The following is a 26,485-nucleotide window of genomic DNA, read 5'->3' as shown; positions in this document are numbered from 1 at the left end:
CGGCTACCGGATGGCGTTCAGCACCGCCTCGCGGTCCAGCGGGAGGTCACGGACGCGGACGCCGAGCGTCGCGGCGAGCGCGTTGGCGATGGCCGCCGCCACCGGGCCCTGCGCCGCCTCACCCGCCCCCACCGACGGCGTGCCCGGATGCTCGACCAGCTCCACCGCCACCTCGGGCGCCTCGGAGAACCGCAGGATCGGGTAGCTCTCCCAGTCGCCGCTGGTGATCGCCCGCCGGTCGAACCGCACCCGCTCCTTCAGCGTCCAGCTCGTCGCCTGGGTGGCGCCGCCCTCGATCTGGTTGCGCACGCCGTCGGGGTTGACGACCTGGCCGACGTCCACGGCGATTGTCAGGCGGCGCACCCGCACGTCCTGCTCGGCCGCCACCTCCGCCACCGCCGCGCAGTACGCGCCCACGCCCTTGTACCTGGCGAACCCCAGCCCCAGTCCGGGCGCGCCCCAGCCCGCCGCGTCGGCCGCGCGCTCCACGACCGCCCGGGCGCGGGGGTCGCTCAGGTGGGCCAGCCGGTACGCCAGCGGGTCCATCCCCGCGGCGAGGGCCAGCTCGTCCATGAACGACTCGATGGCGAAGACGTTCGTGAACGCGCCGAGGGAGCGCAGCGCCGACGACCGGATCGGCGTCTCCAGCACGCGGTGGCCGGTGATCTCCAGCCACGGGAAGTCGTAGCCGGGCACCGCGTTGCGCGCCATGCCCGAGCCGGACTGCGGCGACGGGTCCACGGCCGGCGGGTACGCCCAGGGTCGCTCCAGGTGGGCGCCGGCGAGCAGGCCGGGCACGCCGCCCGCGTAACCGGGGCGGCTGAGGTGGCCCTGGCTCCACACGTCGTACCGCCAGGAACGCACCAGCCCCGCCTCGTCCACGGTCGCCGCCACGTCCACCGACATGGCCGAGCCGAACGGGGCCCAGGTCAGCTCGTCGCGCCTGCTCCAGCGCACGTGCACCGGCCTGCCGCCGGCCTCGCGGGCCAGCAGGGCCGCGTCGAGCGCCACGTCGTCGGCGGCGTTGTGGCCGTAGCAGCCCGCGCCCTCGACGTGGTGGACCTCGACCTCCGCCTCCAGCAGCTGGGCGAGGGCTCTGCGCAGGGGGTGGACGCCCTGGGTGTGGCTCCAGACCTCCAGGGTGCCGCCGGGGTTCCAGCGGGCGGCGGCGCAGCTCGGGGCGATCGAGGCGTGCGCGATGAACGGCCTGCTGTAGGTGGCCGCGTGCGGCTCGCCCTCGGGGGCGGGGCCGTCGGGGGTGCGGACGGTGATCGTCTCGTGCGGGCCCCGGCGGAGGAAGGTGTGCAGGTCGTGCTCGTCGGGGAGCGTGTCGTGGTCGTCCCATTCGGCGGCGCGGGCGAGGGCGGCCAGTGCCCGGTCGGCTTCCGCCTCCGTCTCGGCCAGGACGCCGGCGAACGAGCCGTCGCGTACGACGTGGAGGCCGGGGGCGGGGGTGAGGCGGGTCAGGCGGGCGGCGGGGGAGGGCGGGCGCAGGACCCGGCCGTGGAGCTGGCCGGGGAGGCGCAGGTCGTGGATGAAACGGGGGCGGCCGGCGACCTTGTCGGGAAGGTCCAGTCGGGGCACGCTCATCCCGACGAACCGCCCCGCCTCAGCAAGCCCCGTCTCAGCAAGCCCCGCCTCGGCAAGCCCCGCCTCAGCGCGCACGCGTCCGCACGCCTCCCGCAGCGCCGCCCCCGCGACGGCCACGGACATGCTGCCCGCCGTGACCCCCTGATCGGGCCCGGCGCCGGTAGAGGCGGCGAGCATCCGCACCCGGGACAGCTCGACCCCCAGCGCGTCGGCGGCGATCTGGGCCAGCGCCGTGAGCACCCCCTGCCCCAGCTCCACCTTCCCGGCCCGCACGAAGATCACGCCATCGCCTCGCACCGACACCACGCCGTCGTCCGAGACGAACACCATCTCCTGCCCCATCACTGCGCCGCCTTCAGCACCGCGCGCACCACCCGGCGCTGCACCCCGCACCGGCACAGGTGCCGATCGAGGGCCGACACCACCGCCTCCTCGGACGGCCGCGGCTCGCGGGCCAGCAGCGCGGCAGCGCTGACGAGCATCCCCGGCAGGCAATACCCGCACTGCCCCGCCTGCTCCTCCAGCACCGCCCGCTGCACCGCGTGCAGTTCGTCCCCGGGGGCGAGCCCTTCGACCGTCACCACGGCCCGCCCCTCCGCGGCCGACAGCGGCGTGTCGCAGGCGGCCGTCACCACCCCGTCGAGCAGCACGAAGCATGCCCCGCACAACCCGGCCCCGCACCCGAAACGGGTCCCTACCAGCCCGAGCTCTCCGCGCAGCACGTCGAGCAGCGGCGTGCGGGGGTCGGCGGCCACCTCGGCGGCGGCCCCGTTGACGGTCAGCCGGATCATGTGAACACCTCGGGATGCTGGGACAGCTCCACCCGCGTCCGCCGGATGTGCCCGCTGAGGCACCGTTCGGCGTCCTCGACGTCGCGCCGTTCGATGGCGTCGAGCAGCAGCCGGTGCTCGGCGTTGACGACCCACCGCCGCGCCGGCCCCGTCAGCCGCATGAACGCCCGCCGGTGGTGCTGCGTCGCGTTCCACATCCTGACGACCATGCCGGAGAGCTGCTCGATCGCGCACCCGCTGTACGTCAGCAGGTGAAACTCGCGGTCCAGCACGAGGAACTCGCCGAGATCGGTGCCGGCCTCGATCTTGTCCTGGACGGCCGCCAGCCGCCGGTGGTCGCCGGCGGTCAGGTGGGGGATGCTCTCGGCCAGGGCGAGAGGTTCGAGCCGCTCGCGCATCCGGTACATCACCTCCACCTCGTGCATGCCCGGCTTGGGCACCCGCGCGCCCCTGCGCGGATGGTGCTCGGTGAGCCCCTCCGCCGCCAGCATGCGCAGCGCCTCGCGGACCGGCAGCCGGCTGGCGCCGAGCCGCTCGGCCAGCTCCTCCTGCCTGATCCGCTCGCCGGGCGCGATCGCCCCGCTCAGGATGGCCTCACGCAGGTGGTCGGCCACCCGCTGGCTCTCAGGCGCCCGCACGGTCGAACGCCCCCGGATAGGAGACCAGCTCGAACTGCATGCCCCAAGGCGCCAGGAAGTACACCCACCGCTTCCCCGGGACAGGACCCATGCTGGCCGACGGCTCCCCGAGCACCTGGACGTCCCGGCCGCGCAGGTAGCCGACGGCCGCGTCGAGGTCCTCCACGCACAGCGCCACGTGGTGCCCGCCGACGTCACTGTTGCGCGGCGGCTCGCGGCGCTGCCCGGGCGCCGAGTACTGGAACACCTCGAACAGCGTCCGCTCGCCGAAGCGGAAGAAGTGCAGCCGCTCCATCACCGCCCGGGGGTGCACGTTGAGCCGTTCCCGCATCCACGCGGTGTCGTCGTGGCGGAACGGGCCGATCGAGTACAGGTACTCGCAGCCGAGCACGTCCACCAGGAACGCCCTGGCCTGCTCCAGATCCGGCACCGTGAAGCCGATGTGATCAAGGCGGCTCAAGCCGGGAAGTCCGCTCATCGACCCTCCTTTGGATCCAAAACAGCCTATGCCCGCCCGCATGAGCCGCCTAGGGCTGTTCTTTGGATCCATCCCGTGTAACGCTGAGGAATGCCCCAGCATCACAGGCTCGAACCGCCGGCGCCCTGGGTCGAGGTGGCCGCCACCGGCGACGACTGGGACGCCGCCGACCCGCACCTGCTGACCACGATGCTCGGCCACCTGCTGCTGATCAGGACGTTCGAGGAGTACGTGCTCGACCTGGCCAGGGCGGGCCTGGTGCACGGCCCCGCGCACTCCAGCATCGGCCAGGAGGGCGGCGCGGCCGGCTCGATCCTGGCGCTGGCCCCCGGCGACACGGTCAACGGCTCCCACCGGGGGCACCACCAGTTCCTGGCCAAGGCGCTGGCGCACGTCGAGCCGAAGGGCGTCGACCCGGCGGGGGAGTTCTCGCCGGAGGTGCGCGAGGTGCTGCTGCGTACGCTCGCCGAGATCTGCGGCCTGGACCGCGGCTTCAGCCACGGCCGTGGCGGCTCCATGCACCTGCGCTGGAAGGAGGCCGGCGCCATCGGCACGAACGCGATCGTCGGCGGCGGCGTGCCGTTCGCGGCTGGGTCGGCGTGGGCGCACCGGCGGGCGGGCACCGGGGCGGTCGCGGTGACGTACTTCGGCGACGGGGCCGCCAACATCGGCTCCACCCTGGAGACGCTGAACCTGGCCGCCGCGTGGAAGCTGCCGCTCTGCTTCTTCGTGGAGAACAACCGCTACGCCGTCTCCACCGGCGTGGCCGAGGCGACGGCCGAGCCGAGGCTGTCGGCGCGCGGGCCCGGGTTCGGCGTGCCGAGCTGGAAGGTGGACGGCATGGACCCGCTGGCCGTCTGGCTGGTCATGCGCGAGGCGGTCGCGCACATGCGGGCGGGCGAGGGCCCCGTCCTCGTCGAGGCGGACGTCTACCGCTACTTCCACCAGAACGGCCCCTTCCCCGGCAGCGCGTTCGGCTACCGCAGCAAGCAGGAGGAGCAGGAGTGGCGGGCGCGCGACCCGATCGAGCGGCTCGCGGGCCACCTCGCCCGCCGCGGCATCCTCGGCCGCGCCGAGGTGGAGGCCGCCACCGTACGGGCGAAGGACCTGATGGCGGACGTCGGCGGCGAGCTGCTCGAACCCCTGCCCGGCGGCACGCCAGGCAGGCGCAGGATCAGGCCGGGGCAGTGGCCCGACCCCGGCTTCGCGCACGTGGGCGTGCGCGGCGACCTCGCGGAGTTCGGCGGCGCGCGGCTGGCCGACCGCGACACGTTCACCGGCGAGCTGGCCGAGCGGAAGTTCATCGACGCCGTGTCGGGGGTGATGGCGCGGCGGATGCGCGCCGACCCGTCCATCGTCGTGCTCGGCGAGGACGTGCACCGGCTCAACGGCGGCACCAACGGCGCCACCAGAGGGCTCAAGGAGGCCTTCCCCGACCGCGTGCTCGGCACCCCCATCAGCGAGAACGCGTTCACGGGCCTGGCCGGCGGCATCGCATCCGACGGGCGCTGCACGCCGGTGGTGGAGCTCATGTACGCCGACTTCATGTGGGTGGCCGCCGACCAGCTCTTCAACCAGATCGCCAAGGCCAGGCACATGTACGGCGGCGGCGACGCCATGCCGCTGGTCCTGCGCAGCAAGGTCGCCATGGGCACCGGCTACGGCTCCCAGCACTCGATGGACCCGGCGGGCCTGTTCGCCACCGCGCCCGGCTGGCGCATCGCCGCGCCGTCCACGCCGTTCGACTACGTCGGCCTGATGAACAGCGCGCTGCGCTGCCGTGACCCGGTCGTGCTGCTGGAGCACGTCGACCTGTACGGCTCCACGGGGGAGTGCCCGGTGGACGACCTGGACTACTGCATCCCCGTTGGGCGGGCACGGGTGCGGCGGGCGGGCTCGAAGGTGACCGTGCTGACGTACCTGGCGATGACCGCGTACGCGCTGCGCGCCGTCGAGTCGGCGGGGGTGGACGCCGAGGTGATCGACCTGCGCTGGCTGGACCGGGCGAGCCTCGACTGGGAGACGGTCGAAGCGAGCGTCAGGAAGACGAACAACGTGCTGATCGCCGAGCAGGGCCCGATGGGCGCGTCGTACGGCGGGTGGCTGGCGGACGAGATCCAGCGGCGGCTGTTCGACTGGCTGGACGGGCCGGTGCAGCGGGTGACCGGCGGGGAGGCGTCGCCGAGCATCAGCAAGGTGCTGGAGCGGGCGGCCATTGCGCAGGAGGAGGAAGTGGCCGCCAAGCTGGTGGAGATGGCGAGGTGGTGGTGAGCGCCGCCCCGGGCGCGCGGATCCTGTCCAGCCCGCTGGCGCGGCGGCTGGCCAGGGAGGCGGGCCTGCCGCTCGGCGGGATCACCGGCACCGGCCCGGACGGCCGCGTGATCCGCCGCGACGTGGAGGCGGCGATGCGGGATCCGGTGGCGACGCCGTACTTCTCCGTGCGCGGCACCGCCCGCGTGGGCAAGCTGCTCAAGCTCCTGCGCCGCCTCGGCGAGAGCGGCGTCACGATGACGGTCCTGCCCGTCGTGCTCAAGGCCGCCGCCCAGGCCTCCCGGCAGACGCTCGCGGTGACCGTGGATTTCTCCGTCACCCTCCCCGGCGGCACCGTGGTGCTCCGCGAGGCGGACCGCCGATCGCTCACCTGCATCGCCGCCGCCCTGGACGCCCCGGACGCGTCCGTGCCGGAGGGCGGCGTCATGGCGGTGCTGGCCCTCGACGCCGAGGAGTTCACCGCGCCGGTCGTCCCGCCTCAGCGGGCGGCCCTGGCCGTGGGCGCCGTGCGCAGGGAGCCGGTGGTGGGCGGGGACGGCCGGCTCAAGGCGGGTCACGTGATGCGCGTGACGCTGTCCGCCGACCCGGGCGCGATCGACGTCACGGCGGCCACGGCCTGGATGGCGGCGTTCCTGGCCCTGCTCGCCGACCCCGTGCGCGTCCTGGCCTGAAAAATTTCACCTCTTGATCCGGCGGCAGGTGAGGAATACGGTGTTAATCGTTTAACACCGGCCGAGAGCCGACCGATGACAACTTCTCCTTCCGTGACTCATATCCCGAGATCCAGGCACCTGGATTACCCCATAAGCCTGTAGGGAATGCTAGGTTATTCGACTAACATGAGACCAACAGCACGACAAGTGGCCGAGCTGGCGAACGTGTCAGTGGCGACCGTCTCCTACGTCCTCAGCGGCAAGGACCGTCCTGTCGCCGCCGAGACCAGGCAGCGGGTGCTCGACGCCGCCAGGCAGCTCGGCTACACCCCCAATCAGGCGGCCAGAAGCCTGCGCAAACGCCGTACCCAGCGCGTCTGCCTGGTGCTCAGCTCGTTCGGCGGAGTGCCCACCGACGCCCGGCTGGCCACCGACCTGCACGAGATGGCCGACGCGCGCGGCTACTCGGTGGTCACGCTCTCCGTCTACGACGAGGCGCGCGCCCAGGCGGCCGTCGAGGTGCTGCGCGGCGGCATCGCCGACGGCGCCCTGATCCGCCTCACCGGCGGCCATCTGGAGCACGACCTGCTCAACGGGCTCGCCGCCACCGGGCTGCCGATGGTGGTGATGAGCAACGAGAGCGGGCTCGACGGCTGCGACGTCGTCCGCACGCCCGAGGTGGAGGCGTGCGCCGAGGCCGTCCAGCACCTGCTGGACACCGGCAGGCGGCGCGTCGCGTTCATGGGCCAGCGCTACGAGGTCTACCGCGACAAGCCCGAGGGGCGGCTGCTCGGCTACCTCACCGCGCTGGAGCGGCACGGCGGGGCCGAGCGCGTCATCACCGGCGGCGCGGACGACCGCGTGGCCGCGTACCAGACGGCGACCGAGCTGCTCAGCTCACCCGACCGGCCCGACGCGATCTTCGCCGCGTCCGACCGGGCGGCGATCAGCGCCATCTGGGCCGCCAGGGACCTCGGGCTGAGCGTGCCCGGCGACGTCGCCATCGTCGGCGTCGGCAACATCGACGAGGGTCTCATCAGCAATCCCCAGCTCAGCACCGTCGGCCCGCTCCGCCACGACTACACCGACGTCGTACGCCTGCTCTTCGACCGCCTCCAGGCCGAGGAGCCGCCGCCCGCCCGCGAGATCGTCCGTTCGTGGACCTTCGTGCGGCGGGGTTCGTCCTAGAAGGGAAATCTCGACATGCCCTCCCACCCCTCACGCCGTGACCTGCTCCGCCTCGTCGGAGCCGCCGCCGCCGTCCCCGTCCTGTCGTCCTGCGCGGGAGCGCCCGCCACGCAGAGCGCCGCGCCCGGCACCTTCACGGTCTACTGGAACGCGGGCCACGACTACCAGGCCTACCGCAAGGTGATCGCCGAGTTCGAGCAGGCCAACAAGGTCAAGGTCAACCTGCAGAAGTACCAGTGGCCCGACCTGCGGACCAGGCTGCTGGCCGACTTCGCCTCCGGCACCGTGCCCGACCTGGTGGAGGAGCCCGGCGGGTGGGTGCAGGAGTTCGCCGTGTCCGGCAACGCGCGCTCGCTGCAGGACTTCGTCGACCGCGACGGACAGGCCATGGGCTTCCCGTCCGACTGGCAGCCGGTGACGGTCGAGCGCAACTCCTACCAGGGCAAGGTCTACGGGGTGCAGCTCCACCTGACCTGCAACACGCTGCTCTACAACCAGGGCATGCTGCGCGAGGCGGGCGTCGAGGTGCCGGCCACCTGGGAGGAGTTCCTCGACGCGGCCAGGAAACTGACCAAGGACGGCGTGTACGGCGTCGCGCTCAACCAGGACTACACCTACCTGTGGCCGTGGATGGTGCAGGCCGGCGTCACCCCCTACGACCTGGAGACCAAGGCGATCATGGAGCCGCGCGCCGACGCGGTCGCCGCCCTGCAGTTCCAGGCCGACCTCGTGCACAAGCACAAGGTGGCCCCGGTGCCGGTGGCGGGCACCGACTACTCGGGCCCGCAGAAGCTGTTCTCCGCCAAGCGCGCCGCGATGATCCTCACCGGCCCGTGGGACCTCGACCCCATCAGGAAGACCAGCCCCGACATCGAGCTCGGCGTGGCCCCGCCGCTGAAGAACAAGACGGCGGCCACCCAGGCGGCGGGCGTCAGCATGTTCGTGCCCGCCAAGGCCACCAGGCCCGAGCTGTCGTGGGACTTCATCAAGCGCATCACCGCCCTCCAGGTCGAGCAGGCCGCCACCAAGGAGACCGGCATGCTCATGCCGCGCAAGTCCTGGGTGGACCTGCCCGAGGTGCAGTCCGACGCCGCCACCAAGGTCTTCGCCGACGCCCTGCCCACGGCCAGGGACTCCTCCCAGGAGGTGCGCCTGACCGGCCAGCTCGGCAAGTGGGAGGAGCAGCTCAAGGTCATGTACCAGCAGGTGCTCATCCAGAACAAGCCGGCCGCCGAGGCGCTCGACGGCTTCGTCAAGACCGCGGAGGGCTTCCTGAAGTGAGGCCGCGCACGTTGTACGGCCGCTACGCCAGGACCGCCTACCTGTTCCTGCTCCCGGCGATCCTGTTCTTCGCGGCGTTCTTCTACCTGCCCATCGGCAACGTGGTGGCCACCAGCTTCCGCACCGGGCCGATGGCCGACCAGTGGACCGGCCTGGGCAACTACGCCCAGGCCGTGGCGGACCCCGCCGTGCGGCACTCGTTCCTGGTGACGGCGCTCTTCTCGGTGCTGGTGGTGCTCGGCTCCATCGTGCTCGGGCTGGCGCTGGCCATGGCCATCGACCAGCCGCTCAAGGGGCGGGTGGTGTTCCGGGTGGTGCTGCTGGTGCCGTACCTGACCTCCGTCGCCATCGTCGGTCTGCTGTGGCGCAACATCCTCGACCCCGAGCTGGGCGTGCTGAACCGGGCGCTGATGGCGATCGGGCTGCCCACCCAGCAGTGGCTCAACACCGCGCCGCTGCTCACGATCGCCGCCGTCACGCTCTGGCAGAGCGTCGGCTACACGATGGTGTTGTTCCTGGCCGGGCTGCAGGGCATCCCCGAGACCTACCACGAGGCCGCCAAGATCGACGGGGCGGACGCCTGGCGCCGCTTCTGGCGGATCACGCTGCCGCTGCTCGCGCCCACCACGCTGTTCGTGTCGGTGATGGCGGTCATCTCGGGGCTGCAGGCGTTCGGGCAGGCGTACATCATCACCGGCGGCGGGCCCGGCGACGCCACCGACCTGTCCGTCTTCCACATCTTCAACGTCGCCTTCCGCACCAGGGACTTCGGCTACTCCTCGGCCCAGTCGGTGCTGCTGCTCATCGTGATCGTGGCGTTCACGCTGGTCCAGCTACGGGCCGGGCGGCGCTCGGAGGTCACGTACTGATGCGCAAGTGGCTGCTCTACACCCTGCTCGGGCTCGCCTCGCTGATCACGGTCGTGCCGCTGCTCTACATGCTGTCGCTGTCGCTCCAGACGGAGGCCGAGACCCTGGCGGCCGACGCCGTGCTCGTCCCGGAGTCGCCGCAGTGGGGCAACTACGCCGAGCTGTTCGCCCGGGCGCCGTTCGGCGACTTCATCGTCAACAGCCTGATCGTGGCCGGCGCGATCACGCTGGCGCACCTGGTGTTCGACCCGCTCGTCGGGTACGTCTTCGCCAAGTTCCGCTTCCCGCTGCGCAACACGCTGTTCGTGGCGCTGCTGGCCACGCTGATGGTGCCGTTCTTCGTGCGGATGATCCCGCTGTACGTGCTGATGGCCAACATGGGATGGCTGAACACCTACCAGGGGCTGATCACGCCGTTCCTCATGGACGCGTTCGGCATCTTCCTCATGCGGCAGTTCATCCAGCCCATCCCCGACGACCTGATCAACGCCGCCCGCATCGACGGCGCCTCCGAGCTGCGCGTCTACTGGAGCGTCATCCTGCCGCAGACGCGGCCGGCGCTGGCCGTGCTCGGGCTGTTCACGTTCGTCTTCCAGTGGAACGAGTTCCTCTGGCCGCTGGTCGCCACGTCCACGCCCGAGATGCGCACCATCCCGGTCGGGCTCACCCTGTTCAACCAGGAGTACTTCACGCTGTGGCACCTCACGGCCGCCGGCTCGGTGATCCTCTTCGTGCCCACCGCCGTCCTGTTCATCTTCACCCAGAGATACTTCGTCAGGGGCATCGCCCTGACCGGTCTCAAATAAGGAGTCTGCTGTCTTGCGCCCGAACGTGATCGTCGTCTTCACCGACCAGCAGCGGTGGGACACCGTCGGCCCCCTCACCCCGAACCTCGACACGATGGCCAGGCGCGGCACCCAGGCCACGGTCGCGCTCACCCCGCAGCCGGTGTGCGCCCCCGCCCGTGCCGCGCTCCAGACGGGCCGCTACCCGACCACGACCGGCGTCTACCGCAACGGCCGCGTGCTGCCCCCCGAGGAGCGCACGCTGGCCCACCACTTCGGCGCGGCCGGCTACGCCACCGGCTACATCGGCAAGTGGCACCTGGCCGGCGCCGAGCCGGTGCCCGAGGACCGGCGCGGCGGCTACCGCTCGTGGCTGGCGGCCAACGCGCTGGAGCACACCTCCGACGCCTACCGGACCATCGTCTACGACGAGGCGAACGAGCCCGTCATGCTGCCCGGCTACCGCTCCGACGCGCTCGTGGACGCGGGCATCCGCTTCGTCGCCGACCACGCCGACCAGCCGTTCTACCTGTTCCTGTCGTTCCTGGAGCCGCACCACCAGAACGAGGTGGACAACTACCCGGCCCCCGACGGCTACGAGGAGCGCTACCAGGGCCGCTGGATGCCACCGGACCTGGCCGCCCTCGGCGGCACCGCCCACCAGCACATGGGCGGCTACCTCGGCCAGGTCAAACGCCTCGACGAGGGCCTCGGCCGGCTGCTCGACGCGCTGCGCAGCATGGACCTGCTGGACGACACGATCGTCGCCTACACCTCCGACCACGGCAACCACTTCAAGACGCGCAACGGCGAGTACAAGCGCTCCTGCCACGACGCGTCCCTGCGCGTGCCGCTCGCGCTGCGCGGCCCCGGCTTCGACGGCGGCGGCGCCATCTCCCGGCCGGTCAGCACCCTCGACCTGCCGCCCACGCTGCTGGAGGCCGCTGGGCTGCCGGTGCCCTCCGACATGCAGGGGCGCTCGTTCCTGCCGCTGGTGCGCGACCCGCGCGGCGCCTCCTGGCCCGAGGAGGTGTTCTTCCAGGTGAGCGAGTCGGAGGTGGGGCGCGGGATCCGCACGTCGCGGTGGAAGTACTACGCGGTCGCCGAGGACGCGCACCCCTGGGACGACGCGGCCGCGCCGTCGTATCGCGAGCAGGCGCTGTACGACCTGGAGAACGACCCGTACGAGCTGGTCAACCTGGCGGGATACGCCTCCCACGCGGGGGTGGCGGCCGGGCTGCGGGAACGGCTGGTGCGGCGGATCGCCGAGGCCGAGGGGGCGGCACCGGTGGTCGAGCCGGCGGTGGTGCGGGAGGGGCGTGAGCAGGCCATGCCCGACCCGGAGGTCCGCCTGCGCGGCCCCAAGCCCGTCCGCTACGGCCACCAGCCCCGCCCTTAGTCGCTGGACCGGGTCGTTTCCCGCCACCCCTCGTAGACGGGGCATCGCGGGCAACTGGCCCGGTCGCACAGGCGGCAGAGCTGGGCCAGCCGCACGTCGTCACGCGCCTCAGGCCCGAGCAGCTCCGCCGCGATGGCCGCCAGTTGCTTCCGCTGCTCCCCGCTCAGCCGCCCGACGAGCCGCCCCAGAGCGGCCTGCCGCGCCTCCAGGGCGGCCACCGCCACCCGCTCCCCTTCCGGCGTGAGCCGCAGCGGCCGGGCCCGGCCGTGGCTCTCGCGCACGACCCACCCCTGCTCGACCAGCCGGCGGACCAGATGGGCGGTGCCCGGCTGCGAGATCCGCAGCACACCCCCCAGCCAGTCGGCCGTGCGGCCAGGCTGGTCCTTGATGGCGATCAACGCCTCCCCGAGCGCGCCACCGGCCCCGACCGTCTCGTGCACCGCGTCGCGGACGATCCCGGTCACGAGCAGGGCGGACGCGCCGAGCAGGTTTGCGGCATGCTGGTCTCGTGCATTCATTACTGATGAATGTACGCGTTCCGGCGCTGATTGTCCTCCTCAATGCCGCACAGTTGCCCGTGGCGATGCGTCCGCTGCTCATCGCCCTGGTGGCCGCCCAGCAGGCGGGCGGCTACACCAGCGCGGGCCTGGCGGGCGGCGCGGCGGCGACGGGCATGGCCCTGTCGGCCCCGTGGTGGTCGCGCGCCCTGCCCCGTTTCGGCGACCGGGCGGTGCTGATCACCTCGGGCCCGCTCTTCCTCGCCGCCCAGCTCGCCCTCGCGGTCAGCCACGGCCCCCTGCCGGTGATCGGGGCGGCGGCGCTGTCGGGGCTGTGCACGCCGCCGGTCTCCAGCAGCCTGCGCTCGATGTTGCCGCACCTCACCGCGTCGGGCGACCCCGCCAGGGCCTACGCCGTCAACGCGGTCACCAACGAGACGGTCTACATCGCCTCGCCGTTATGGGTGTCCGGCTGGGTGACGCTGGTGGGCCCGGCCGCCGCGCTGGTCGCCAGCGCGCTCACCGGCGCCGTCGCGCTGGCCGCCGGGATCGCCCTGACGCCCGCCCTGCCTCGCCGGTCCGCGGCGGCGGGGCCGTCGCTGGCGGCCATGCCGGCCGTGCGCACCCTGGGCGGCGCCTACCTCGCGTACTGGATCTGCATGGGCGCGATGTGGGTGCTGCTGCCCGCCTTCGCCGCCCACGCCGGCGCCCCGCAGCAGGCGGGGCTGCTGGTGGCGCTCTGGTCGGCGGGCAGTCTCGCGGGCGGTCTGGCACTGGCGATCCGCACGCCGCGCGGCGCCCGGCGCGACCGCTACCTCTGGCTGCTCGGCGTGCTCGCGGTGACGTCGCTGCCGCTGGCGCTGCCGGGCACGGTGGCGGCGATGGCCGTCGCGATCGTGCTGTTCGGCGTGGCGCTGGCGCCCTGGCTGGCGACCAGCGACCATCTCGCGGCGGTGATCGCCGGGCGGCGCAGCGGCGAGCTGTACGGCTGGCTGACCACCGCCGGGCAGATCGGCAGCGCGACCGGGGCCGCGCTGGCCGGGCCCCTCGGCTACCGGTACGGCGGCGGCCCCGCCTTCCTCCTGGTGACCGCCGCCCTGGGAGCCGCCTTGACCATCGCTTTCACGCGCAGGCACACGCTGCCCCGGGGATCGGCCCCCGAGCCCTGAGCAGGACGCTGCTGGCGAATTGAGTTTCGTGCCCTGGTGCCGTTAGTCGACATGTCACGGGCCGCATATGGGCATGGGACGTCCGCCGCTTGGTATGGATGAGTCCATTCACCAGCTCAGCAACTTCGGACGTCCGGCCGGAACCGTCAGCCGGTCCTGCAGTATCCGCACGCCCAGCGGGACCAGGGCCACGCAGAGCAGGCCGGTGACCAGCACGTCTGGGATGGAGGAGCCCTTCAGCACGCCCATCCACGTGCCTCCTGCCAGCAGCAACATCGCGGCGCGGACGGTGCCGAAGACGCCTGAGCGCCAGGCGGCGACGGCCAGGAGGAGCGAGCCCGCGTACTGGCCGACCGAGGCCCAGACCGGTACTCGCCACGGTCCGTAGGAGATGTCGACGTACTCCTTCATGATCGCGTTTGTCGCCTGGTCCAGTCCGAGGACCTCGGTGAGCTGGAAGGCGGTCTGGTCGGCACCGGCGAAGTACAGGCGGGCGAAGAGCCCGGTGACCAGCAGGGTGGCGCCCCAGAAGGCGAGGCCGCCGCCAACCCGCTGAGCCAGGGCGACGAAAGCGGGGAAGAGCACCAGCGCCCCCAGCGCGAAGATCGCGTAGGCGAGGGTGAGCAGGGCGGGATCCGAGGCGTAGGCGAAGAGCTGGCCGTAGGCGGCGAACGGCTGCACCTCGGCCCATGCCTGCTGCTGAGGGGTGAGAGCGGTGATCGTGCTCAGGTAGCGCAACAGGTATCCGGCGCACAGGACGACCGGGCCCAGGACGAGCGTCGCGCCACCGATCCACCGTCCAGGAAAGTAGGTGTTCACAACGGTGAGCTTGTCGGAGGGTGCCGGGTGATTCATCTGCCGATCGTCACCCGGCACCCTCTACGAAAGTTAACGCGGCTAACGGCACCCCGGCCTACGCAGCGAGCGCAGCGAAGTGTGAGGTCCTCGTCGGGGCGAGGGGCACGCCCATCAGCCACACGTCGATCCGCGTAAGGTTGATCGCTGTAGCGGGCCCTCCATGCAGGGCTGTCTTCGTTGATGCGGGCCTGATGGAGTACCTCGTATTGCTCCCGGGTTCGCAGAGTGATCCGCCGGCGCGGAATGCTGGCTCGGGTGCATTGAGGCCGGACGGGACACGGCGTGCAGTCCTTCCGGGCGAACTGGACCTTGATGATCTCGGTGCCGCTCTTGTCCAGCTCGTAGGCCCATCGCTTGCTGACCTTGCCTTGCGGGCAGGTGATCTTGTCGTTGTCCCAGTCGATGGTGAAGGCCAGGACGCCGAAGTCGTTGTGACGTAGGTGATCACATGAGGTGCTTCGTCATCGCAGGTCTCGGTGAGGTGGATCTTGAAGCCGTTCCACTGCGTATCGCGCTTGACGCCGACACGCGCGTCCTCGTCGTAGGGGGAGATCAGGCGTGCGGAGGAGGCCGGCTGCTCCTGCGAGGTGCGCCACCGGACCTGTCCATCCTCGTCGCGGAACTCCTGGAGCAGCCAATCGGGTGCCACCACGGCCAGCGCGTTCAGCGCCGCCCGCAACGTCTCGTGCACCTTCTCCAGCCGGTTCATCGACCGGATGACCGCCAGGACGTGAGTGGAGTCAGTACGCTGCCGGCCACCGCCGCGCACCAGGCCGGCTTCGCGGGCGCGTTCCAGCACGGCATCGAAAACCCGCTGGCCCATGTCATCGTCGATCAGCCGGAGGCGGAACTCGCGCAGGACCGAGTGGTCGAAGCCCGGATCGGTCAGCTCCAGGCCGAGCGCGTACTTCCAGTCGATCCAAGCCCGCACCGCCTCAGCCGCCTTCCGGTCGGACAGGTTCTCGGTGAACTGCAGGATCGACACCAGCGCGAGCCGCGCCGGCGACAGGGCAGGCTGTCCACGCGTCGAGAACGCCTCGGCGAAGTCGTCGTCCGTGAACAGCACGCCCAGCTCGTCACGGATCCTGATCGCCATGCTCCCCTTCGGGAACGCCGCCCAGGCCACCTCCCTGGTAGTCGCAGGGATCAGCTCAGAACCCGCCGGACGCAACGACACCGAAGACCTCGTTTCCCACCCCAAACGACAAGAGCGGCCCCATGATCACATCAGTGATCATGGGGCCGCTTCGTTTTTGATCAATTCGCCAACAGCGTCCTGAGCAGGGCACGGGGGCCGGAGCGAGGGTCAGCTCGCGGAGTCCGCAGGGTGGTGCGGGTGCGTGGCGCGGGACGCCGTCGTCGGTGCGGGGGCGGTGCCGATGGTGCCCGTGTCGTACGCGTACGTGCCCGCCAGCGTCGCGATCGCGTCCGAGTTCACGTCCAGCGCCCTGTCGTTGATGTTGCGGATGGTGTCGCAGACGCTGTGGTAGCAGGGGTCGAGCGGGATCCCGGCGGTGCCGCCGAAGATCGCCGCCTCCTCCTCGGTCTTGAGCACCTCGGCCCCGGTGAACAGCCCGCCGGACGGGATCCCGACCGCGATGAACGGCCCGTAGTCCGAGCGCCCGGTGAAGGCGGTCGCCTTGAAGGGCAGGCCGCGCCCGGCGAAGAACTTCTCGAAGTCCTCCTCGATCACGTCGGACCCGGCAGGCCCGGCGGTGCCGAAGGCGTCGCCGTCACCGTCGTAGACGCCGAACGTGTAGTTCGGCGAGGCGATCATGTCGAAGTTGAGGTACAGGCTGATCCTGGCCCGCTCCTCGGGGGGCAGCGCGTTCACGTAGTGCCGCGAGCCGAGCAGCCCGAACTCCTCGGCCCCCCAGAACGCGAACCGGAGCTGGTTCTTCGGCTTGAGCTTGGCCATCTGCAGGGCCACTTCGAGGATGCCCGCGCTGCCCGAGCCGTTGTCGTTGATGCCCGGCCCCTCCTGGACGCTGTCCAGGTGGGCGCCCAGCATGACGACGTTGTCCGGGTCGCCCTTCCGGCTCTGCGCGATCACGTTGTAGGTGGTTCTGGTCTCCACGATGGGGTCCCAGTTCATCTGCACGGTGGTGCCCGCCGTGGCGGCCAGCTCGTTGCCGACCGCGAAGCTGGTGAAGAAGGAGGGAATCGTGACGCCCGGCCCGCCGAGGGTCGGGTTCAGGTCCACCTCGGTACGGCCGGGCTGCCCCTCGTTGAACACGATGGCGGCGCTGGCTCCGGCGGCGATGGCGTTGTCCACCTTGATCCGGAAGTTGCAGGTGCCGCGCTGCATCAGCGCGATGTTGCCGGGCGTGAACCCGGCGAAGTCGCTCGCCTCGCACCCCGAGCTGGAGGAGTTGGCCGCCGGGCCCGGCGGCAGCACGAGGTCCACCGCCTGGAGCGTGCTGCTGACGGCGCCGGCGGGGGAGTCCTGCATGGCGACGTAGTCGGCGAAGAACCCGTAGGTGTACGTCTTCTGCTCGCCGCTGGTCCGCTTGAGCACGGGCGGCGTGATATAGCCGTCGAAGGTGAACGCGAACGGCTGGATCGTCACGTCGTACCCGGCGCGGCGCAGCTTGGCTGCCACATAGTCGCGGGAGGCGTCGAAGCCGGGAGTGCCGGAGACGCGGGTGCCGCCGTTGGCGTTCGCGATGGCCTGCAGGGCCCACAGGTGTCTCTTGACGTTCTTGCCGGAGACGGCCTTGACGAGCTTCTGTACGTGGTTCCTGCCCCCGTGGGCATCGGCCGGCGTGGCGAAGGCCACCGGCGAGAGGACCACGGCCGCGGCGGTGATGGCGCTGACTAAACCTCTTCGTGAACGGGAACGCATACTGCTCCTCGGATGAACCAGGTCAAAAAGCGCAGATGCCCCGAAACGTATTAACGGGTCGCGTGGTAAGGAAGAGTGACGATGTATCCGTTGCATCACGGACCTGGAACGTCCCAAGTCGAGGTGAGGAACCGCATGTCCATATCGCTCCCGTCCACCGGCACGCTGGCCATCGGCGGCAAGACCGTGCACCGCCTGGGCTACGGGGCCATGAGCCTGACGGGGCCGGGCGTCTGGGGGCCGCCCGCCGACCGCGACGCGGCCGTCCGGGTGCTGCGCCGGGTGGTCGAGCTGGGCGTGAACTTCATCGACACGGCCGACTCCTACGGCCCGTACGTCAACGAGGAGCTCATCCGCGAGGCCCTGCACCCGTACCCGGAGGGCCTGCTGATCGCCACCAAGGCCGGGTTCGTCCGCACCGGGCCGAGCCAGTGGCACCCCGTGGGGCGGCCCGCGTACCTGCGGCAGGAGGTCGAGATGAGCCTGCGCAGGCTCGGCGTCGAGCGGCTCGACCTGCTGCAGCTCCACCGCATCGACCCGCACGTGCCGCTGGAGGACCAGGTCGGCGAGCTGAACGCGCTGCGCGACGAAGGCAAGATCGCCGAGATCGGGCTGTCGGAGGTGAGCGTCGAGGAGCTGGAGCGGGCCCGGCGCGTCACCGACATCGTCTCCGTGCAGAACCGCTACAACCTCACCAACCGCTTCTCCGAGCCGGTCCTCGACCACTGCACGGAGCAAGGCATCGTCTTCATTCCCTACAGCCCCGTCGCCAAGGGCGCGCTGACGGGGCCCGGCAGCCCGGTGGAGCACGTGGCCAAGGTGCTCGGCGCCACGCCGTCGCAGGTCAGCCTGGCGTGGCTGCTGGCCAGGTCGCCGATGGTGCTGCCGATCCCGGGCACGTCGTCGATCGCGCACCTGGAGGAGAACCTGGGCGCCTCGACGGTGGAGCTGACGGCCGAGCAGCTGAGCGAGCTGGGCTGAAGTGACCGGTTGACCGTCGGCCGACCGGCATGGCAGCTTGCGGATCATGAGATCACAGGTCGCCCGTGCCACCGCCGCCGGAGTGCTGTTTCTCGCGCTGACGGCGTGCACACCGGCCGGGGGCGGCCGGGTAGGGCTGACGTTGGGTGAGGACGGCCATCTGACGGTGGCGGTGGCTTGGTGCGACCGGGCACCTGACACGGTGGTCGTCCACCGCCATTCGGGTGGTGAATCGCTCGATCAGGCCAGGGTCAGCGGCCCGGCCTTGACCGGCGACGGCATCGGGTTCGTCGACCTGGAGGAACTGCCCGCCGGATGGTCTGTGACGGAGGGCGATCTCGACCTTCGCGAGGACCAGTTCTACGAGGTCAGCGCCTTCAGGTCCGGTGTGCAGCTCACCTACGGTTCCGTCACTCTCAGGGCCGGCCACGAGAAGGCCCTGTACCGGGACCGCATCGTGATCCAGTACTACGACGACGGCTCCCAGTACGGTTACGACGTCAAGCTCACCCAGGACGGTCTCAAGAAACAGGCGCAGGAGTGGTGCTGAGGCCGGCCCCCAGGCGCGGAGGGCCGGCCCCGGTCTGTCAACGGGGTCTGTCAGCGGGGTCTTTCAGCGGGTCACCCCAGGCCGCTCTTCATGGCCGTGATCAGCTCCCCGTTCGTCGTGTCGCCGCTGAGCTCCCAGAAGAACGCGCCGCCGAGGCCCTGGTTCTTCGAGTAGCTCATCTTGCCGCCGATCGTGGCCGGCGTGTCGTAGCTCCACCACTGGCCGCCGCAGTACGCGTACGCCGTGCCCGCGACCGTGCCCGTGGCCGGGCAGCGCGTCTTGAGCACCTTGTAGTCCTCGATGCCCTGCTCGAACGTGCCCGGCGCGGGCCCCGTGGCCGTGCCGCCCGGCGCGGCCTGGGTGACGCCGGTCCAGCCGCGGCCGTAGAAGCCGATGCCGAGCAGCAGCTTGCTCGCCGGCACGCCCTTGCTCTTGAGCTTCTGGATCGCGCTGTCGGAGTGGAAGCCGGCGATCGGGATGCCGGTGTAGGAGTTGAGCGGCGAGTGCGGGGCCGTCGGGCCCTGCGCCGCCCAGGCGCCGAAGAAGTCGTAGGTCATGACGTTGTACCAGTCGACGTACTGCGCCGCGCCGCCGTAGTCGGCGGCGTCGATCTTGCCGCCGTCGGTGCCGTCGGCGGTGATCGCGGCGGTGACCAGGTTGCCGGAGCCGAAGCGGGTGCGCAGCGCCGACATCACGTTCCTGAACGCGGCAGGGCCGCTGGTGTCGCAGGTCAGGCCGCAGGCGTTCGGGTACTCCCAGTCGATGTCGATGCCGTCGAAGACGTCCGCCCAGCGCGGGTCCTCGACCAGGTTGTAGCAGGAGTTGGCGAAGGCGGCAGGGTTCTGGGCGGCCTGGCCGAAGCCGCCGGACCAGGTCCAGCCGCCGAAGGAGAAGAGCACCTTCAGGTTCGGGTACTTCTTCTTGAGCTTGCGTAGCTGGTTGAAGTTGCCGCGCAGCGCGCCGGCGTCCCAGGTGTCGGCGACGCCGTCCACGCTCTCGCCCGCCTGGTAGAAGCGGTCGTAGTCGGCGTAGCTGTCGCCGATCGTGCACTGGCCGTTCTGCACGTTGCCGAAGGCGTAGTTGATGTGCGTCAGCTTGGCGGCCGAGCCGCTGGTGTCGATGTTCTTGACGTGGTAGGCGCGCTGGTAGACGCCCCACTGCACGAAGTAGCCGAGCACCTTGTCGCCGCCGCCCCCGGTGCCGCCCGTGGTTGTGGCGTTGGCGGTGTTGCTGTTGGCGGAGCGGTTGCCGGCGGCGTCGCGGGCGCGGACGGTGTAGCTGTAGGCGGTGTTCGCCGCGAGCCCCGTGTCCGTGTGGGACGTGCCGGTGACGGTGGTGACGAGGGTGCCGCCGCGGTAGATCTCGTAGCCGGTGACGCCGACGTTGTCGGTGGAGGCGTTCCAGGCGAGGGAGACGCTGCTGCTGGAGACGCCGGTCGAACGCAGGTTGCCCGGCACGGTCGGCGCGGTGGTGTCCGTGCCGCCGCCGCCCGTCGTGGTGGCGTTGGCGGTGTTGCTGTTGGCGGAGCGGTTGCCGGCGGCGTCGCGGGCGCGGACGGTGTAGCTGTAGGCGGTGTTGGCGGTCAGGCCCGTGTCGGTGTGGGTGGTGCCGGTGACGGTGGTGACGAGGGTGCCGCCCCGGTAGATCTCGTAGCCGGTGACGCCGACGTTGTCGGTGGAGGCGTTCCAGGCCAGGGTGACGCTGGTGCTGGTGACGCCCGTGGAGCGCAGGTTGCCCGGCACGCTGGGGGCGGTGGTGTCGGTGCCGCCGCCGGTGGCGACCTTCCACAGGGCGGGCACGTTCGGCGGCTCCCAGCCGGGCTGGGAGGTGTGGGCCTGGAGGCATTCGTACTCGACGCCGTTGTAGGTGACGCGCGCGCCCGTCGCGTACGCCGTCCAGGCCGCCCAGTCGGCCGCGAGGACGCGCACGGCCGAGGCGGACGCGGCCGGGGTGGCGGCGACGACCGCGGTGAGCGGCAGCGCTAACGCCGCCAGCCCGGCGAGGACCTTGCTCAGGATGGTGTGTCTCATGACGCTCCGACATCCGGTTGGGGGGTGTACAGGGGGTGGGATGTCCAGGAAACTATTAGGAAAGTTTCCTTTGAGTTATGGGGCGACGGTAACCCCGACCTGCGGAACGAGTCAAGACATGTCGCTCAGATCGTGAAATCGCGCAGTAAACCGGAGTAGCGCTTGGGGAGCGGCCTGGCGTACTCGCCGCGCGTGCTCGTCCGCAGGCCGAGCGCCACCAGCGACTCGGCGAAGCGGGTCGCCGCGCCCACCCCGTCGATCACCGGCACGCCCGTGGCCCGCGACGCCTCGGCGCAGAAGTCCGCCATGCCCGCGCAGCCCAGCACGATCGCGTCGCTCCCGTCACGGTCGAGTGCCGCCGCGCACAGCTCGATCACCGCCTTCCTGGCCGGCGGCTCCTCCAGGGCCAGCACCGGGACGTCGCAGGCGTGCACACCTTTGCAGAGCGCGGCGAAGCCGTAGCGGTGAGCCAGCTCCCACGCCCTGCCGGCCGTCCTGGACAGCGTGGTCACCACGCTGAAGCTCCGGCCGACCAGGGTGGCGGCGTGCATGGCGGCCTCCGCGATCCCGATCACCGGGCCGCCGGCCAGCTCGCGGGCGGCGTCCAGGCCGGGGTCGCCGAAGCAGGCGATCACGTACGCGTCCACCCCCTCCCGCTCGCCCGCCGCGACCTCGGCCAGCACGCCCGGCACGGCCAGCGCCTCGTCGTAGTGACTCTCGATCGACTCGGGACCCATGGCCGGGCTCACGGCCGTCACGGTCGTCCCCGGGGACGCCACCGCCCTGGCGCAACGACCGATGGAGGCGGTCATGGCCAGGGCGGTGTTCGGGTTGATGACGCGGACGTGGGTCATGCGGGGACGATCCGGGGCGTGCGGCGCTCCAGCGCGACCATCACCACGAACCCGAGCCCGCAGCCCAGGAACCAGCTGTAGTCGGCGATCCACATCAGGTCGGCGGCCGTCACCAGCTTCGGCACCAGGACCGAGGCGATGGCGGGCACCCCGCTGAGCACCGTCGCCCAGACGGCGTTGCGGTTGTAGCCCCGCTCGAAGAAGTACCGGCCGCCCGGGTCCAGCGTGAACAGCTCGTCCACCGACACCCGCTGCCGCGCGCAGACGTAGTAGCCGGCGATCAGGATGCCGAACAGCGGCCCGATCAGCGCCCCCAGCAGGCCCAGCGTGTAGTGGATGGCGTCGGGGTTGCCGTACCAGTTCCAGGGCGTCAGCAGCACGGAGCCGACCGCGGCGATCATGCCGCCGGTGCGCCAGCTGATGCGCTGCGGGCTGACGTTGGAGAAGTCGAAGGCCGGCGAGATGAAGTTGGCCACGATGTTGATGCCGACCGTGGCGATGACGAAGGTCAGGCCGCCGAGCAGGATCGCGAACGGCGTGTCGATGCGCTGCACCGTCTGGATCGGGTCGGTGATCAGCTCGCCGAACACCGGCACCGTGGCCGACGCGGTGATCACCGTCAGCAGCGAGAAGAACAGGAAGTTGATCGGCAGGCCGAGGAAGTTGCCGCGCTTGACGGCCTCGAACGAGCGCCCGTAGCGGGAGAAGTCGCCGAAGTTCAGCATCGGGCCCGAGAAGTACGACACGACCAGCGCGATCGCGCCCAGCATCACGGGGATCGACTCGGCGAACCCGAGGCTCTCGCCCTGCGACAGGTCCAGGCTGAGGTTCTCCCAGCCCGCCTGGCTCACCAGGTAGACCGCCAGCACGACCATGACCACGTACACGGCGGGCCCGGCGAAGTCGACGAACCGGCGGATCGCGTCCATGCCGCGCCAGAACACCGCCGCCTGCGCCACCCACAGGATGGCGTAGCAGATGTAGCCGAGCACGGACAGGCCGAGGAAGCGCGGCTCGTTCAGCGCGGCGGTGGCGGGCCAGAACTTGAGGAAGATGATGATCAGCGACTGCGAGGCCAGGTACGTCTGCACGCCGTACCAGGCGATCGCGATCGCGCCGCGCACGATGGCCGGGATGTTCGCGCCGAGCACCCCGAACACCGCCCGGTTGATCACCGGGTACGGCACCCCGGTGACCTGGCTGGGCTTGGCCACCAGGTTGCAGAAGACGTTGACGATGACGATGCCGGCCAGCAGCGCGAACAGCACCTGCCAGCTCGCCAGGCCCAGCGCGAACAGGCTGCCCGCGGTGACGTAGCCGCCGACGCTGTGCACGTCGGACATCCAGAAGGCGAAGATGTTGTAGGAGGACCAGGTCTGCTCGCGCAGCGGGGCGAGGTCCTCGTTGGTGAGCCGGGGGTCGTAGGCGGGGGCTGGGGCGACGGTGGGCTGGGTCATCTGCGGCATCCTTGGGGGGTGCGGTCGCTCTCAGGTGTTAAGTCATCACTTAACACCTGAGAGAGCGATCCCCTCATTGCGCCCGTGTTAAAGCCCTGTGACGGAGGTTATGGACGACCTGGAAGCGGTCAGCAGCGAGAGGCTCGGCCGGCGGCTGCGGGAGCTGCGCGCGCGCTCCGGCAAGTCGCTGCGGGCGGTGGCCCGTGAGCTGGGCATCTCGGCCAGCGCGGTGTCCCAGATCGAGCGGGGCGCCATGCGGCCCTCGGTGAGCAGGCTGATCGCGTACGTGTCGGCCATCGGCGTGCCGCTGGCGGCCGTCTTCGACTCCGACGAGCGCAAGGAGCCGCCTGGGGAGCGGGAAGAGCCGTCCGGCGGGCGGAAGGCGCCGCTGCCCGAGCCGGCCGTCAGGCGGGCGGGCGAGGTCGCGCCCATCCGGCTCGGCGGGGGAGTGACGTTCCGGCGGCTGTCGCCGGGCCCCACCCCCGACGTGGAGTTCTTCGAGTCCACCTACCCGCCGCACGCCGTCTCCACCGCCCACGGCCGCTTCCTCAAGCACGAGGGGTACGAGGTCGGCACCGTCACGGCGGGAGAGCTGACCATCGAGTTCGAGTCGGAGGTCGTCACCCTCGCGGAGGGCGACTCGATCACCTTCCCGTGCAGCCGCCCGCACATCATCGGCAACCGCTCCGCCACCGTCACGGCGGTCGCCGTGTGGCTGATCGTGCACGCCGGATAACGGTTGCGGAACGGACACTGACGGCAAGGACGCGCATACCTCAGCATGGAGGTGTGGCAGGGATGACCGCCTGGCGGCGGGAGGCTGAACGTCGGGGGCCGTACGTGGCCCGAGCGGTGGCGGAGCTGAGGTCGTGGCCCGCGCTGGCGGTGAGCGACGGGCGGCGCGGCACCACGTTCGCGGTGAGCGGCACCGAGATCATCCGGCTCGCCGGCTCCGACGAGGTGCGCGTGCGCCTGACCGCCCCGGCCATCGACCGGCTGCGGCCCTACCTGAGCACGTGCGAGCAGGTGCAGGCGTGTGAGGACCAGGCCTGGGTGGCCGTCCACGTGGACGCCGAGCCCGACCTGGAGCTGCTGCTCGCCCTGACCAGCGTGGCGATCAAGGCTCACGTGCACTGAGAGGCGTGACGGCCCGCCCGGCGGGGGAGGCTGCTCCTGGGGCAGCCGACCCGGAGGAGGATCCGTCATGGCCGTGTTACTGCTCGGGACCCTCGACACCAAGGGCGCGGAGTACGCCTACGTGCGCGATCTCGTCACGGCGGCGGGGCAGGAGGTCGTGCTGCTCGACGCGGGGGTCATGGCGGACCCCGCGCTGCCCGCGCAGGTGGGTGCGGAGCAGGTGGCCGAGGCGGGCGGGGCGAGCCTCGCGCGGCTCAGGAGCGACGCCGATCGCGGCGCGGCCCTGAGCGTCATGGCCGCCGGAGCCGCGAAGATCACCAGGGACCTGTGGGAGTCCGGCCGGGTGAGCGGGGTGCTGGCACTGGGCGGCAGCGGCGGCTCCTCGATCGCCGCGGCGGCCATGGCCGCCCTGCCCGTGGGGGTGCCCAAGCTGCTGGTCTCCACGATGGCGAGCGGCGACGTCTCCCCCTTCGTCGGGCAGAGCGACGTGACGCTCATGTACAGCGTCGTTGACGTCGCGGGCATCAACGCGATCTCCCGCCCGATCCTCGGCAACGCGGCGGCGGCGATCGCCGCGATGGCGGCGGCCTACGAGGAGCGCCGCCGCGGGCAGGCGGGTGAGACGCGCGTGGCCGGGCGTCAGGCGCGGACGACCGGCCGGGCGCCCGCCGGGGACAGGCCGCTCATCGCCGCCACCATGTTCGGCGTGACCACCCCCGCCGTGAATGCGGCCAGGGCCCGGCTGGAGGAACTGGGCTACGAGGTGGTGGTCTTCCACGCCACCGGTTCGGGCGGGCGCGCCATGGAGGCCCTGATCAGGGACGGCTACTTCGCCGGCGTGCTGGACCTCACCACCACGGAGCTGGCCGACGAACTGGTGGGCGGCGTCCTGTCGGCGGGCCGGGAACGCCTGACCGCCGCCGGGGCGGCCGGCGTGCCGCAGGTGGTCAGCCTGGGCGCGGTGGACATGGTGAACTTCGGCCCGATGGACGGCGTCCCCGAGCGGTTCAGGCAGCGGCTGCTGCTGGTGCACAACCCCACCGTGACACTGATGCGCACCACGGCGGAGGAGTGCGCCGCGATCGGCACGGAGATCGGCACGAAGCTGGCCGCCGCCACCGGGCCCGTGGCGCTGTTCGTGCCGCGCGGCGGCGTCTCGGCCGTGGACGTCGAGGGCGGCCCGTTCCACGACCCCGGCGCCGACGCCGCCTGCTTCGAGGCCGCGCTGGCGGCGGTGGCGGGCGGCGACGTCCAGGTGGTGGAGAGCGAGGACGACATCAACCAGCCCCGGTTCGCGGTCGCCGCCGCCGACCGGTTGCACGAGCTGATCCAGAAGGGGGCGGCATGAACCGCGACGAGGCGCTCAGCAGGCTCAGGGCCGAGCGGAAGGCGGGCCGGCTCGTCATCGGGGCGGGCGCGGGCACCGGGCTGTCCGCCAAGGCGGCCGAGGCCGGCGGCGTGGACCTGATCATCATCTACAACTCCGGCCGGTTCAGGATGGCCGGGCGCGGCTCGCTGGCCGGGCTGCTGCCGTACGGGGACGCCAACGCGATCGTGGTCGAGATGGCCGGCGAGGTGCTGCCCGTCGTCAAGGACACCCCGGTGCTGGCCGGGGTCTGCGGCACCGACCCGTTCCGGCTGATGCCGCAGTTCCTCGACCAGCTCAAGGCGATGGGCTTCGCGGGCGTCCAGAACTTCCCCACCGTCGGCCTCATCGACGGCGTCTTCCGGGCGAACCTGGAGGAGACCGGCATGGGCTTCGACCTGGAGATCGAGATGATCCGGCTGGCCGCCGAGCGCGGCCTGCTCACCGCCCCGTACGTCTTCACCCCCGAGCAGGCCACCGCCATGGCCGAGGCGGGAGCCGACATCGTCGTGCCGCACATGGGCCTGACGACCAAGGGCAGCATCGGCGCAAGAACCGCCCTCACGCTGGACGAGTCGGCCGTACGCGTCCAGGAGATGCACGACGCCGCCGCGGCCGTGAACCCCGAGATCATCGTGCTGTGCCACGGCGGCCCCATCGCCGAGCCCGAGGACGTCGCCTACATCCAGGCGCGCACCACCGGCGTCGCGGGCTTCTTCGGCGCCTCCTCGATGGAGCGCCTGCCCGCCGAGCGGGCCATCGCCGACCAGTCGCGCACCTTCAAGAGCCTCTAGGAGC

25 protein-coding genes and 1 pseudogene are annotated in these 26,485 nt (G+C 71.4%); 14 read left to right on the top strand and 12 right to left on the bottom strand.

What is annotated here, in order from left to right; genetic code table 11:
- Positions 1-3: 3 nt before the first annotated feature.
- Genes FXF51_RS17685 through FXF51_RS17670 form a run of 4 tightly spaced genes read right to left on the bottom strand, consistent with a single transcriptional unit; the run spans position 4 to position 3,497 of the window.
- A complete protein-coding gene (locus FXF51_RS17685; protein ID WP_148435746.1) occupies positions 4-1,932 on the bottom strand; it encodes a molybdopterin cofactor-binding domain-containing protein in 1,929 nt (642 codons plus the stop codon).
- Entirely contained in the window at positions 1,932-2,381 is a 450-nt protein-coding gene (locus FXF51_RS17680) for a (2Fe-2S)-binding protein (RefSeq protein ID WP_148435576.1), read from the bottom strand. Before FXF51_RS17680 ends, FXF51_RS17685 begins: the two co-directional genes overlap by 1 nt.
- Positions 2,378-3,019, bottom strand: coding sequence for a GntR family transcriptional regulator (locus FXF51_RS17675; RefSeq protein ID WP_222871332.1), 642 nt, complete (start codon positions 3,017-3,019; stop codon positions 2,378-2,380). Before FXF51_RS17675 ends, FXF51_RS17680 begins: the two co-directional genes overlap by 4 nt.
- Positions 3,006-3,497, bottom strand: a complete 492-nt coding sequence (locus FXF51_RS17670; RefSeq protein ID WP_148435575.1) for a VOC family protein — start codon at positions 3,495-3,497, stop codon at positions 3,006-3,008. The genes FXF51_RS17675 and FXF51_RS17670 overlap by 14 nt, the downstream gene beginning before the upstream one ends.
- 90 nt (positions 3,498-3,587) lie before the next feature.
- Here FXF51_RS17670 and FXF51_RS17665 point away from each other — a divergent pair, with 90 nt between their 5' ends.
- From FXF51_RS17665 to FXF51_RS17635, 7 genes are all read left to right on the top strand, one after another.
- Complete coding sequence (locus FXF51_RS17665) at positions 3,588-5,768, top strand: thiamine pyrophosphate-dependent enzyme (RefSeq protein WP_148435574.1); 2,181 nt, start codon at positions 3,588-3,590, stop codon at positions 5,766-5,768.
- Positions 5,765-6,439 carry a 2-oxo acid dehydrogenase subunit E2 gene (locus tag FXF51_RS17660; protein WP_262379600.1) on the top strand — a complete coding sequence of 225 codons (675 nt, stop codon included), beginning with the start codon at positions 5,765-5,767 and terminating at the stop codon, positions 6,437-6,439. The genes FXF51_RS17665 and FXF51_RS17660 overlap by 4 nt, the downstream gene beginning before the upstream one ends.
- A gap of 168 nt (positions 6,440-6,607) precedes the next feature.
- Positions 6,608-7,609, top strand: a complete 1,002-nt coding sequence (locus FXF51_RS17655) for a LacI family DNA-binding transcriptional regulator (RefSeq protein WP_148435572.1) — start codon at positions 6,608-6,610, stop codon at positions 7,607-7,609.
- 15 nt (positions 7,610-7,624) lie between these two features.
- Complete coding sequence (locus FXF51_RS17650; RefSeq protein ID WP_148435571.1) at positions 7,625-8,890, top strand: ABC transporter substrate-binding protein; 1,266 nt, start codon at positions 7,625-7,627, stop codon at positions 8,888-8,890.
- On the top strand, positions 8,887-9,759 hold the full coding sequence (locus FXF51_RS17645) for a carbohydrate ABC transporter permease (protein ID WP_148435570.1): 873 nt from the start codon (positions 8,887-8,889) through the stop codon (positions 9,757-9,759). Before FXF51_RS17650 ends, FXF51_RS17645 begins: the two co-directional genes overlap by 4 nt.
- Positions 9,759-10,565, top strand: coding sequence for a carbohydrate ABC transporter permease (locus FXF51_RS17640; protein WP_148435569.1), 807 nt, complete (start codon positions 9,759-9,761; stop codon positions 10,563-10,565). The genes FXF51_RS17645 and FXF51_RS17640 overlap by 1 nt, the downstream gene beginning before the upstream one ends.
- A 13-nt stretch (positions 10,566-10,578) precedes the next feature.
- Complete coding sequence (locus tag FXF51_RS17635) at positions 10,579-11,943, top strand: sulfatase-like hydrolase/transferase (RefSeq protein ID WP_187414420.1); 1,365 nt, start codon at positions 10,579-10,581, stop codon at positions 11,941-11,943.
- On the opposite strand, the gene FXF51_RS17630 is transcribed toward FXF51_RS17635, so the two are convergent.
- Positions 11,940-12,461, bottom strand: coding sequence for a MarR family winged helix-turn-helix transcriptional regulator (locus tag FXF51_RS17630; protein WP_148435568.1), 522 nt, complete (start codon positions 12,459-12,461; stop codon positions 11,940-11,942). The two genes, FXF51_RS17635 and FXF51_RS17630, sit on opposite strands and share 4 nt — an antisense overlap.
- A 59-nt stretch (positions 12,462-12,520) precedes the next feature.
- On the opposite strand from FXF51_RS17630, the gene FXF51_RS17625 reads away from it, so the two are divergent.
- Positions 12,521-13,609, top strand: a complete 1,089-nt coding sequence (locus tag FXF51_RS17625) for an MFS transporter (RefSeq protein ID WP_148435567.1) — start codon at positions 12,521-12,523, stop codon at positions 13,607-13,609.
- A gap of 108 nt (positions 13,610-13,717) precedes the next feature.
- Here FXF51_RS17625 and FXF51_RS17620 read toward each other — a convergent pair whose 3' ends face one another.
- The 4 genes and pseudogenes from FXF51_RS17620 to FXF51_RS17610 all read right to left on the bottom strand — a co-directional run bounded on the left by FXF51_RS17620 (position 13,718) and on the right by FXF51_RS17610 (position 17,312).
- On the bottom strand, positions 13,718-14,464 hold the full coding sequence (locus FXF51_RS17620) for a hypothetical protein (protein WP_148435566.1): 747 nt from the start codon (positions 14,462-14,464) through the stop codon (positions 13,718-13,720).
- Complete coding sequence (locus FXF51_RS63775; RefSeq protein ID WP_411268365.1) at positions 14,461-14,805, bottom strand: transposase; 345 nt, start codon at positions 14,803-14,805, stop codon at positions 14,461-14,463. The genes FXF51_RS17620 and FXF51_RS63775 overlap by 4 nt, the downstream gene beginning before the upstream one ends.
- A gap of 77 nt (positions 14,806-14,882) precedes the next feature.
- Positions 14,883-15,644 (bottom strand): annotated as a pseudogene (locus tag FXF51_RS17615) (transposase); the annotation flags it as partial.
- Positions 15,645-15,773: 129 nt separating this feature from the next.
- Positions 15,774-17,312, bottom strand: a complete 1,539-nt coding sequence (locus tag FXF51_RS17610) for a M28 family metallopeptidase (RefSeq protein ID WP_148435565.1) — start codon at positions 17,310-17,312, stop codon at positions 15,774-15,776.
- A gap of 135 nt (positions 17,313-17,447) precedes the next feature.
- Between FXF51_RS17610 and FXF51_RS17605 the strand changes: the two genes are divergently transcribed.
- On the top strand, positions 17,448-18,293 hold the full coding sequence (locus tag FXF51_RS17605; RefSeq protein ID WP_148435564.1) for an aldo/keto reductase: 846 nt from the start codon (positions 17,448-17,450) through the stop codon (positions 18,291-18,293).
- Between the two features lie 46 nt (positions 18,294-18,339).
- Entirely contained in the window at positions 18,340-18,843 is a 504-nt protein-coding gene (locus FXF51_RS17600) for a hypothetical protein (RefSeq protein WP_148435563.1), read from the top strand.
- Positions 18,844-18,914: 71 nt separating this feature from the next.
- Here FXF51_RS17600 and FXF51_RS17595 read toward each other — a convergent pair whose 3' ends face one another.
- The 3 genes from FXF51_RS17595 to FXF51_RS17585 all read right to left on the bottom strand — a co-directional run bounded on the left by FXF51_RS17595 (position 18,915) and on the right by FXF51_RS17585 (position 23,184).
- The gene (locus FXF51_RS17595) at positions 18,915-20,873 is read right to left on the bottom strand and encodes a glycosyl hydrolase family 18 protein (RefSeq protein WP_148435562.1); all 1,959 of its coding nucleotides are present in this window, start codon (positions 20,871-20,873) and stop codon (positions 18,915-18,917) included.
- 125 nt (positions 20,874-20,998) lie between these two features.
- Positions 20,999-21,727 carry an aspartate/glutamate racemase family protein gene (locus tag FXF51_RS17590; protein ID WP_148435561.1) on the bottom strand — a complete coding sequence of 243 codons (729 nt, stop codon included), beginning with the start codon at positions 21,725-21,727 and terminating at the stop codon, positions 20,999-21,001.
- On the bottom strand, positions 21,724-23,184 hold the full coding sequence (locus tag FXF51_RS17585) for an NCS1 family nucleobase:cation symporter-1 (RefSeq protein WP_222871331.1): 1,461 nt from the start codon (positions 23,182-23,184) through the stop codon (positions 21,724-21,726). Before FXF51_RS17585 ends, FXF51_RS17590 begins: the two co-directional genes overlap by 4 nt.
- 109 nt (positions 23,185-23,293) lie before the next feature.
- Here FXF51_RS17585 and FXF51_RS17580 point away from each other — a divergent pair, with 109 nt between their 5' ends.
- The 4 genes from FXF51_RS17580 to FXF51_RS17565 all read left to right on the top strand — a co-directional run bounded on the left by FXF51_RS17580 (position 23,294) and on the right by FXF51_RS17565 (position 26,481).
- Positions 23,294-23,920 carry a helix-turn-helix domain-containing protein gene (locus FXF51_RS17580; protein ID WP_148435559.1) on the top strand — a complete coding sequence of 209 codons (627 nt, stop codon included), beginning with the start codon at positions 23,294-23,296 and terminating at the stop codon, positions 23,918-23,920.
- A gap of 62 nt (positions 23,921-23,982) precedes the next feature.
- On the top strand, positions 23,983-24,321 hold the full coding sequence (locus FXF51_RS17575) for a luciferase family protein (protein WP_262379622.1): 339 nt from the start codon (positions 23,983-23,985) through the stop codon (positions 24,319-24,321).
- Positions 24,322-24,388: 67 nt separating this feature from the next.
- A complete protein-coding gene (locus FXF51_RS17570) occupies positions 24,389-25,669 on the top strand; it encodes a Tm-1-like ATP-binding domain-containing protein (protein WP_148435557.1) in 1,281 nt (426 codons plus the stop codon).
- A complete protein-coding gene (locus FXF51_RS17565; protein WP_148435556.1) occupies positions 25,666-26,481 on the top strand; it encodes a phosphoenolpyruvate hydrolase family protein in 816 nt (271 codons plus the stop codon). Before FXF51_RS17570 ends, FXF51_RS17565 begins: the two co-directional genes overlap by 4 nt.
- Positions 26,482-26,485 lie beyond the last annotated feature (4 nt).

It is taken from the genome of Nonomuraea sp. PA05 (genome assembly GCF_008086045.1).
GTDB classification, from domain to species: domain Bacteria; phylum Actinomycetota; class Actinomycetes; order Streptosporangiales; family Streptosporangiaceae; genus Nonomuraea; species Nonomuraea monospora.
Note: the sequence above shows the minus strand (reverse complement) of the source record. Positions and strands in the feature narration are given on the sequence as shown.

What these genes read in the sequence shown, in the direction of transcription:
- FXF51_RS17590 (WP_148435561.1), bottom strand. Translation starts at nt 21,727, where the DNA reads ATGACCCACGTCCGCGTCATCAACCCGAACACCGCCCTGGCCATGACC.
- FXF51_RS17680 (WP_148435576.1), bottom strand. Translation starts at nt 2,381, where the DNA reads ATGATCCGGCTGACCGTCAACGGGGCCGCCGCCGAGGTGGCCGCCGAC.
- FXF51_RS17685 (WP_148435746.1), bottom strand. Translation starts at nt 1,932, where the DNA reads ATGGGGCAGGAGATGGTGTTCGTCTCGGACGACGGCGTGGTGTCGGTG.
- FXF51_RS17665 (WP_148435574.1), top strand. Translation starts at nt 3,588, where the DNA reads ATGCCCCAGCATCACAGGCTCGAACCGCCGGCGCCCTGGGTCGAGGTG.
- FXF51_RS17650 (WP_148435571.1), top strand. Translation starts at nt 7,625, where the DNA reads ATGCCCTCCCACCCCTCACGCCGTGACCTGCTCCGCCTCGTCGGAGCC.
- FXF51_RS17640 (WP_148435569.1), top strand. Translation starts at nt 9,759, where the DNA reads ATGCGCAAGTGGCTGCTCTACACCCTGCTCGGGCTCGCCTCGCTGATC.
- FXF51_RS17620 (WP_148435566.1), bottom strand. Translation starts at nt 14,464, where the DNA reads ATGAATCACCCGGCACCCTCCGACAAGCTCACCGTTGTGAACACCTAC.
- FXF51_RS17595 (WP_148435562.1), bottom strand. Translation starts at nt 20,873, where the DNA reads ATGAGACACACCATCCTGAGCAAGGTCCTCGCCGGGCTGGCGGCGTTA.
- FXF51_RS17610 (WP_148435565.1), bottom strand. Translation starts at nt 17,312, where the DNA reads ATGCGTTCCCGTTCACGAAGAGGTTTAGTCAGCGCCATCACCGCCGCG.
- FXF51_RS17600 (WP_148435563.1), top strand. Translation starts at nt 18,340, where the DNA reads ATGAGATCACAGGTCGCCCGTGCCACCGCCGCCGGAGTGCTGTTTCTC.
- FXF51_RS17630 (WP_148435568.1), bottom strand. Translation starts at nt 12,461, where the DNA reads ATGAATGCACGAGACCAGCATGCCGCAAACCTGCTCGGCGCGTCCGCC.
- FXF51_RS17575 (WP_262379622.1), top strand. Translation starts at nt 23,983, where the DNA reads ATGACCGCCTGGCGGCGGGAGGCTGAACGTCGGGGGCCGTACGTGGCC.
- FXF51_RS17570 (WP_148435557.1), top strand. Translation starts at nt 24,389, where the DNA reads ATGGCCGTGTTACTGCTCGGGACCCTCGACACCAAGGGCGCGGAGTAC.
- FXF51_RS17580 (WP_148435559.1), top strand. Translation starts at nt 23,294, where the DNA reads ATGGACGACCTGGAAGCGGTCAGCAGCGAGAGGCTCGGCCGGCGGCTG.
- FXF51_RS17565 (WP_148435556.1), top strand. Translation starts at nt 25,666, where the DNA reads ATGAACCGCGACGAGGCGCTCAGCAGGCTCAGGGCCGAGCGGAAGGCG.
- FXF51_RS17655 (WP_148435572.1), top strand. Translation starts at nt 6,608, where the DNA reads ATGAGACCAACAGCACGACAAGTGGCCGAGCTGGCGAACGTGTCAGTG.
- FXF51_RS17670 (WP_148435575.1), bottom strand. Translation starts at nt 3,497, where the DNA reads ATGAGCGGACTTCCCGGCTTGAGCCGCCTTGATCACATCGGCTTCACG.
- FXF51_RS17585 (WP_222871331.1), bottom strand. Translation starts at nt 23,184, where the DNA reads ATGACCCAGCCCACCGTCGCCCCAGCCCCCGCCTACGACCCCCGGCTC.
- FXF51_RS17605 (WP_148435564.1), top strand. Translation starts at nt 17,448, where the DNA reads ATGTCCATATCGCTCCCGTCCACCGGCACGCTGGCCATCGGCGGCAAG.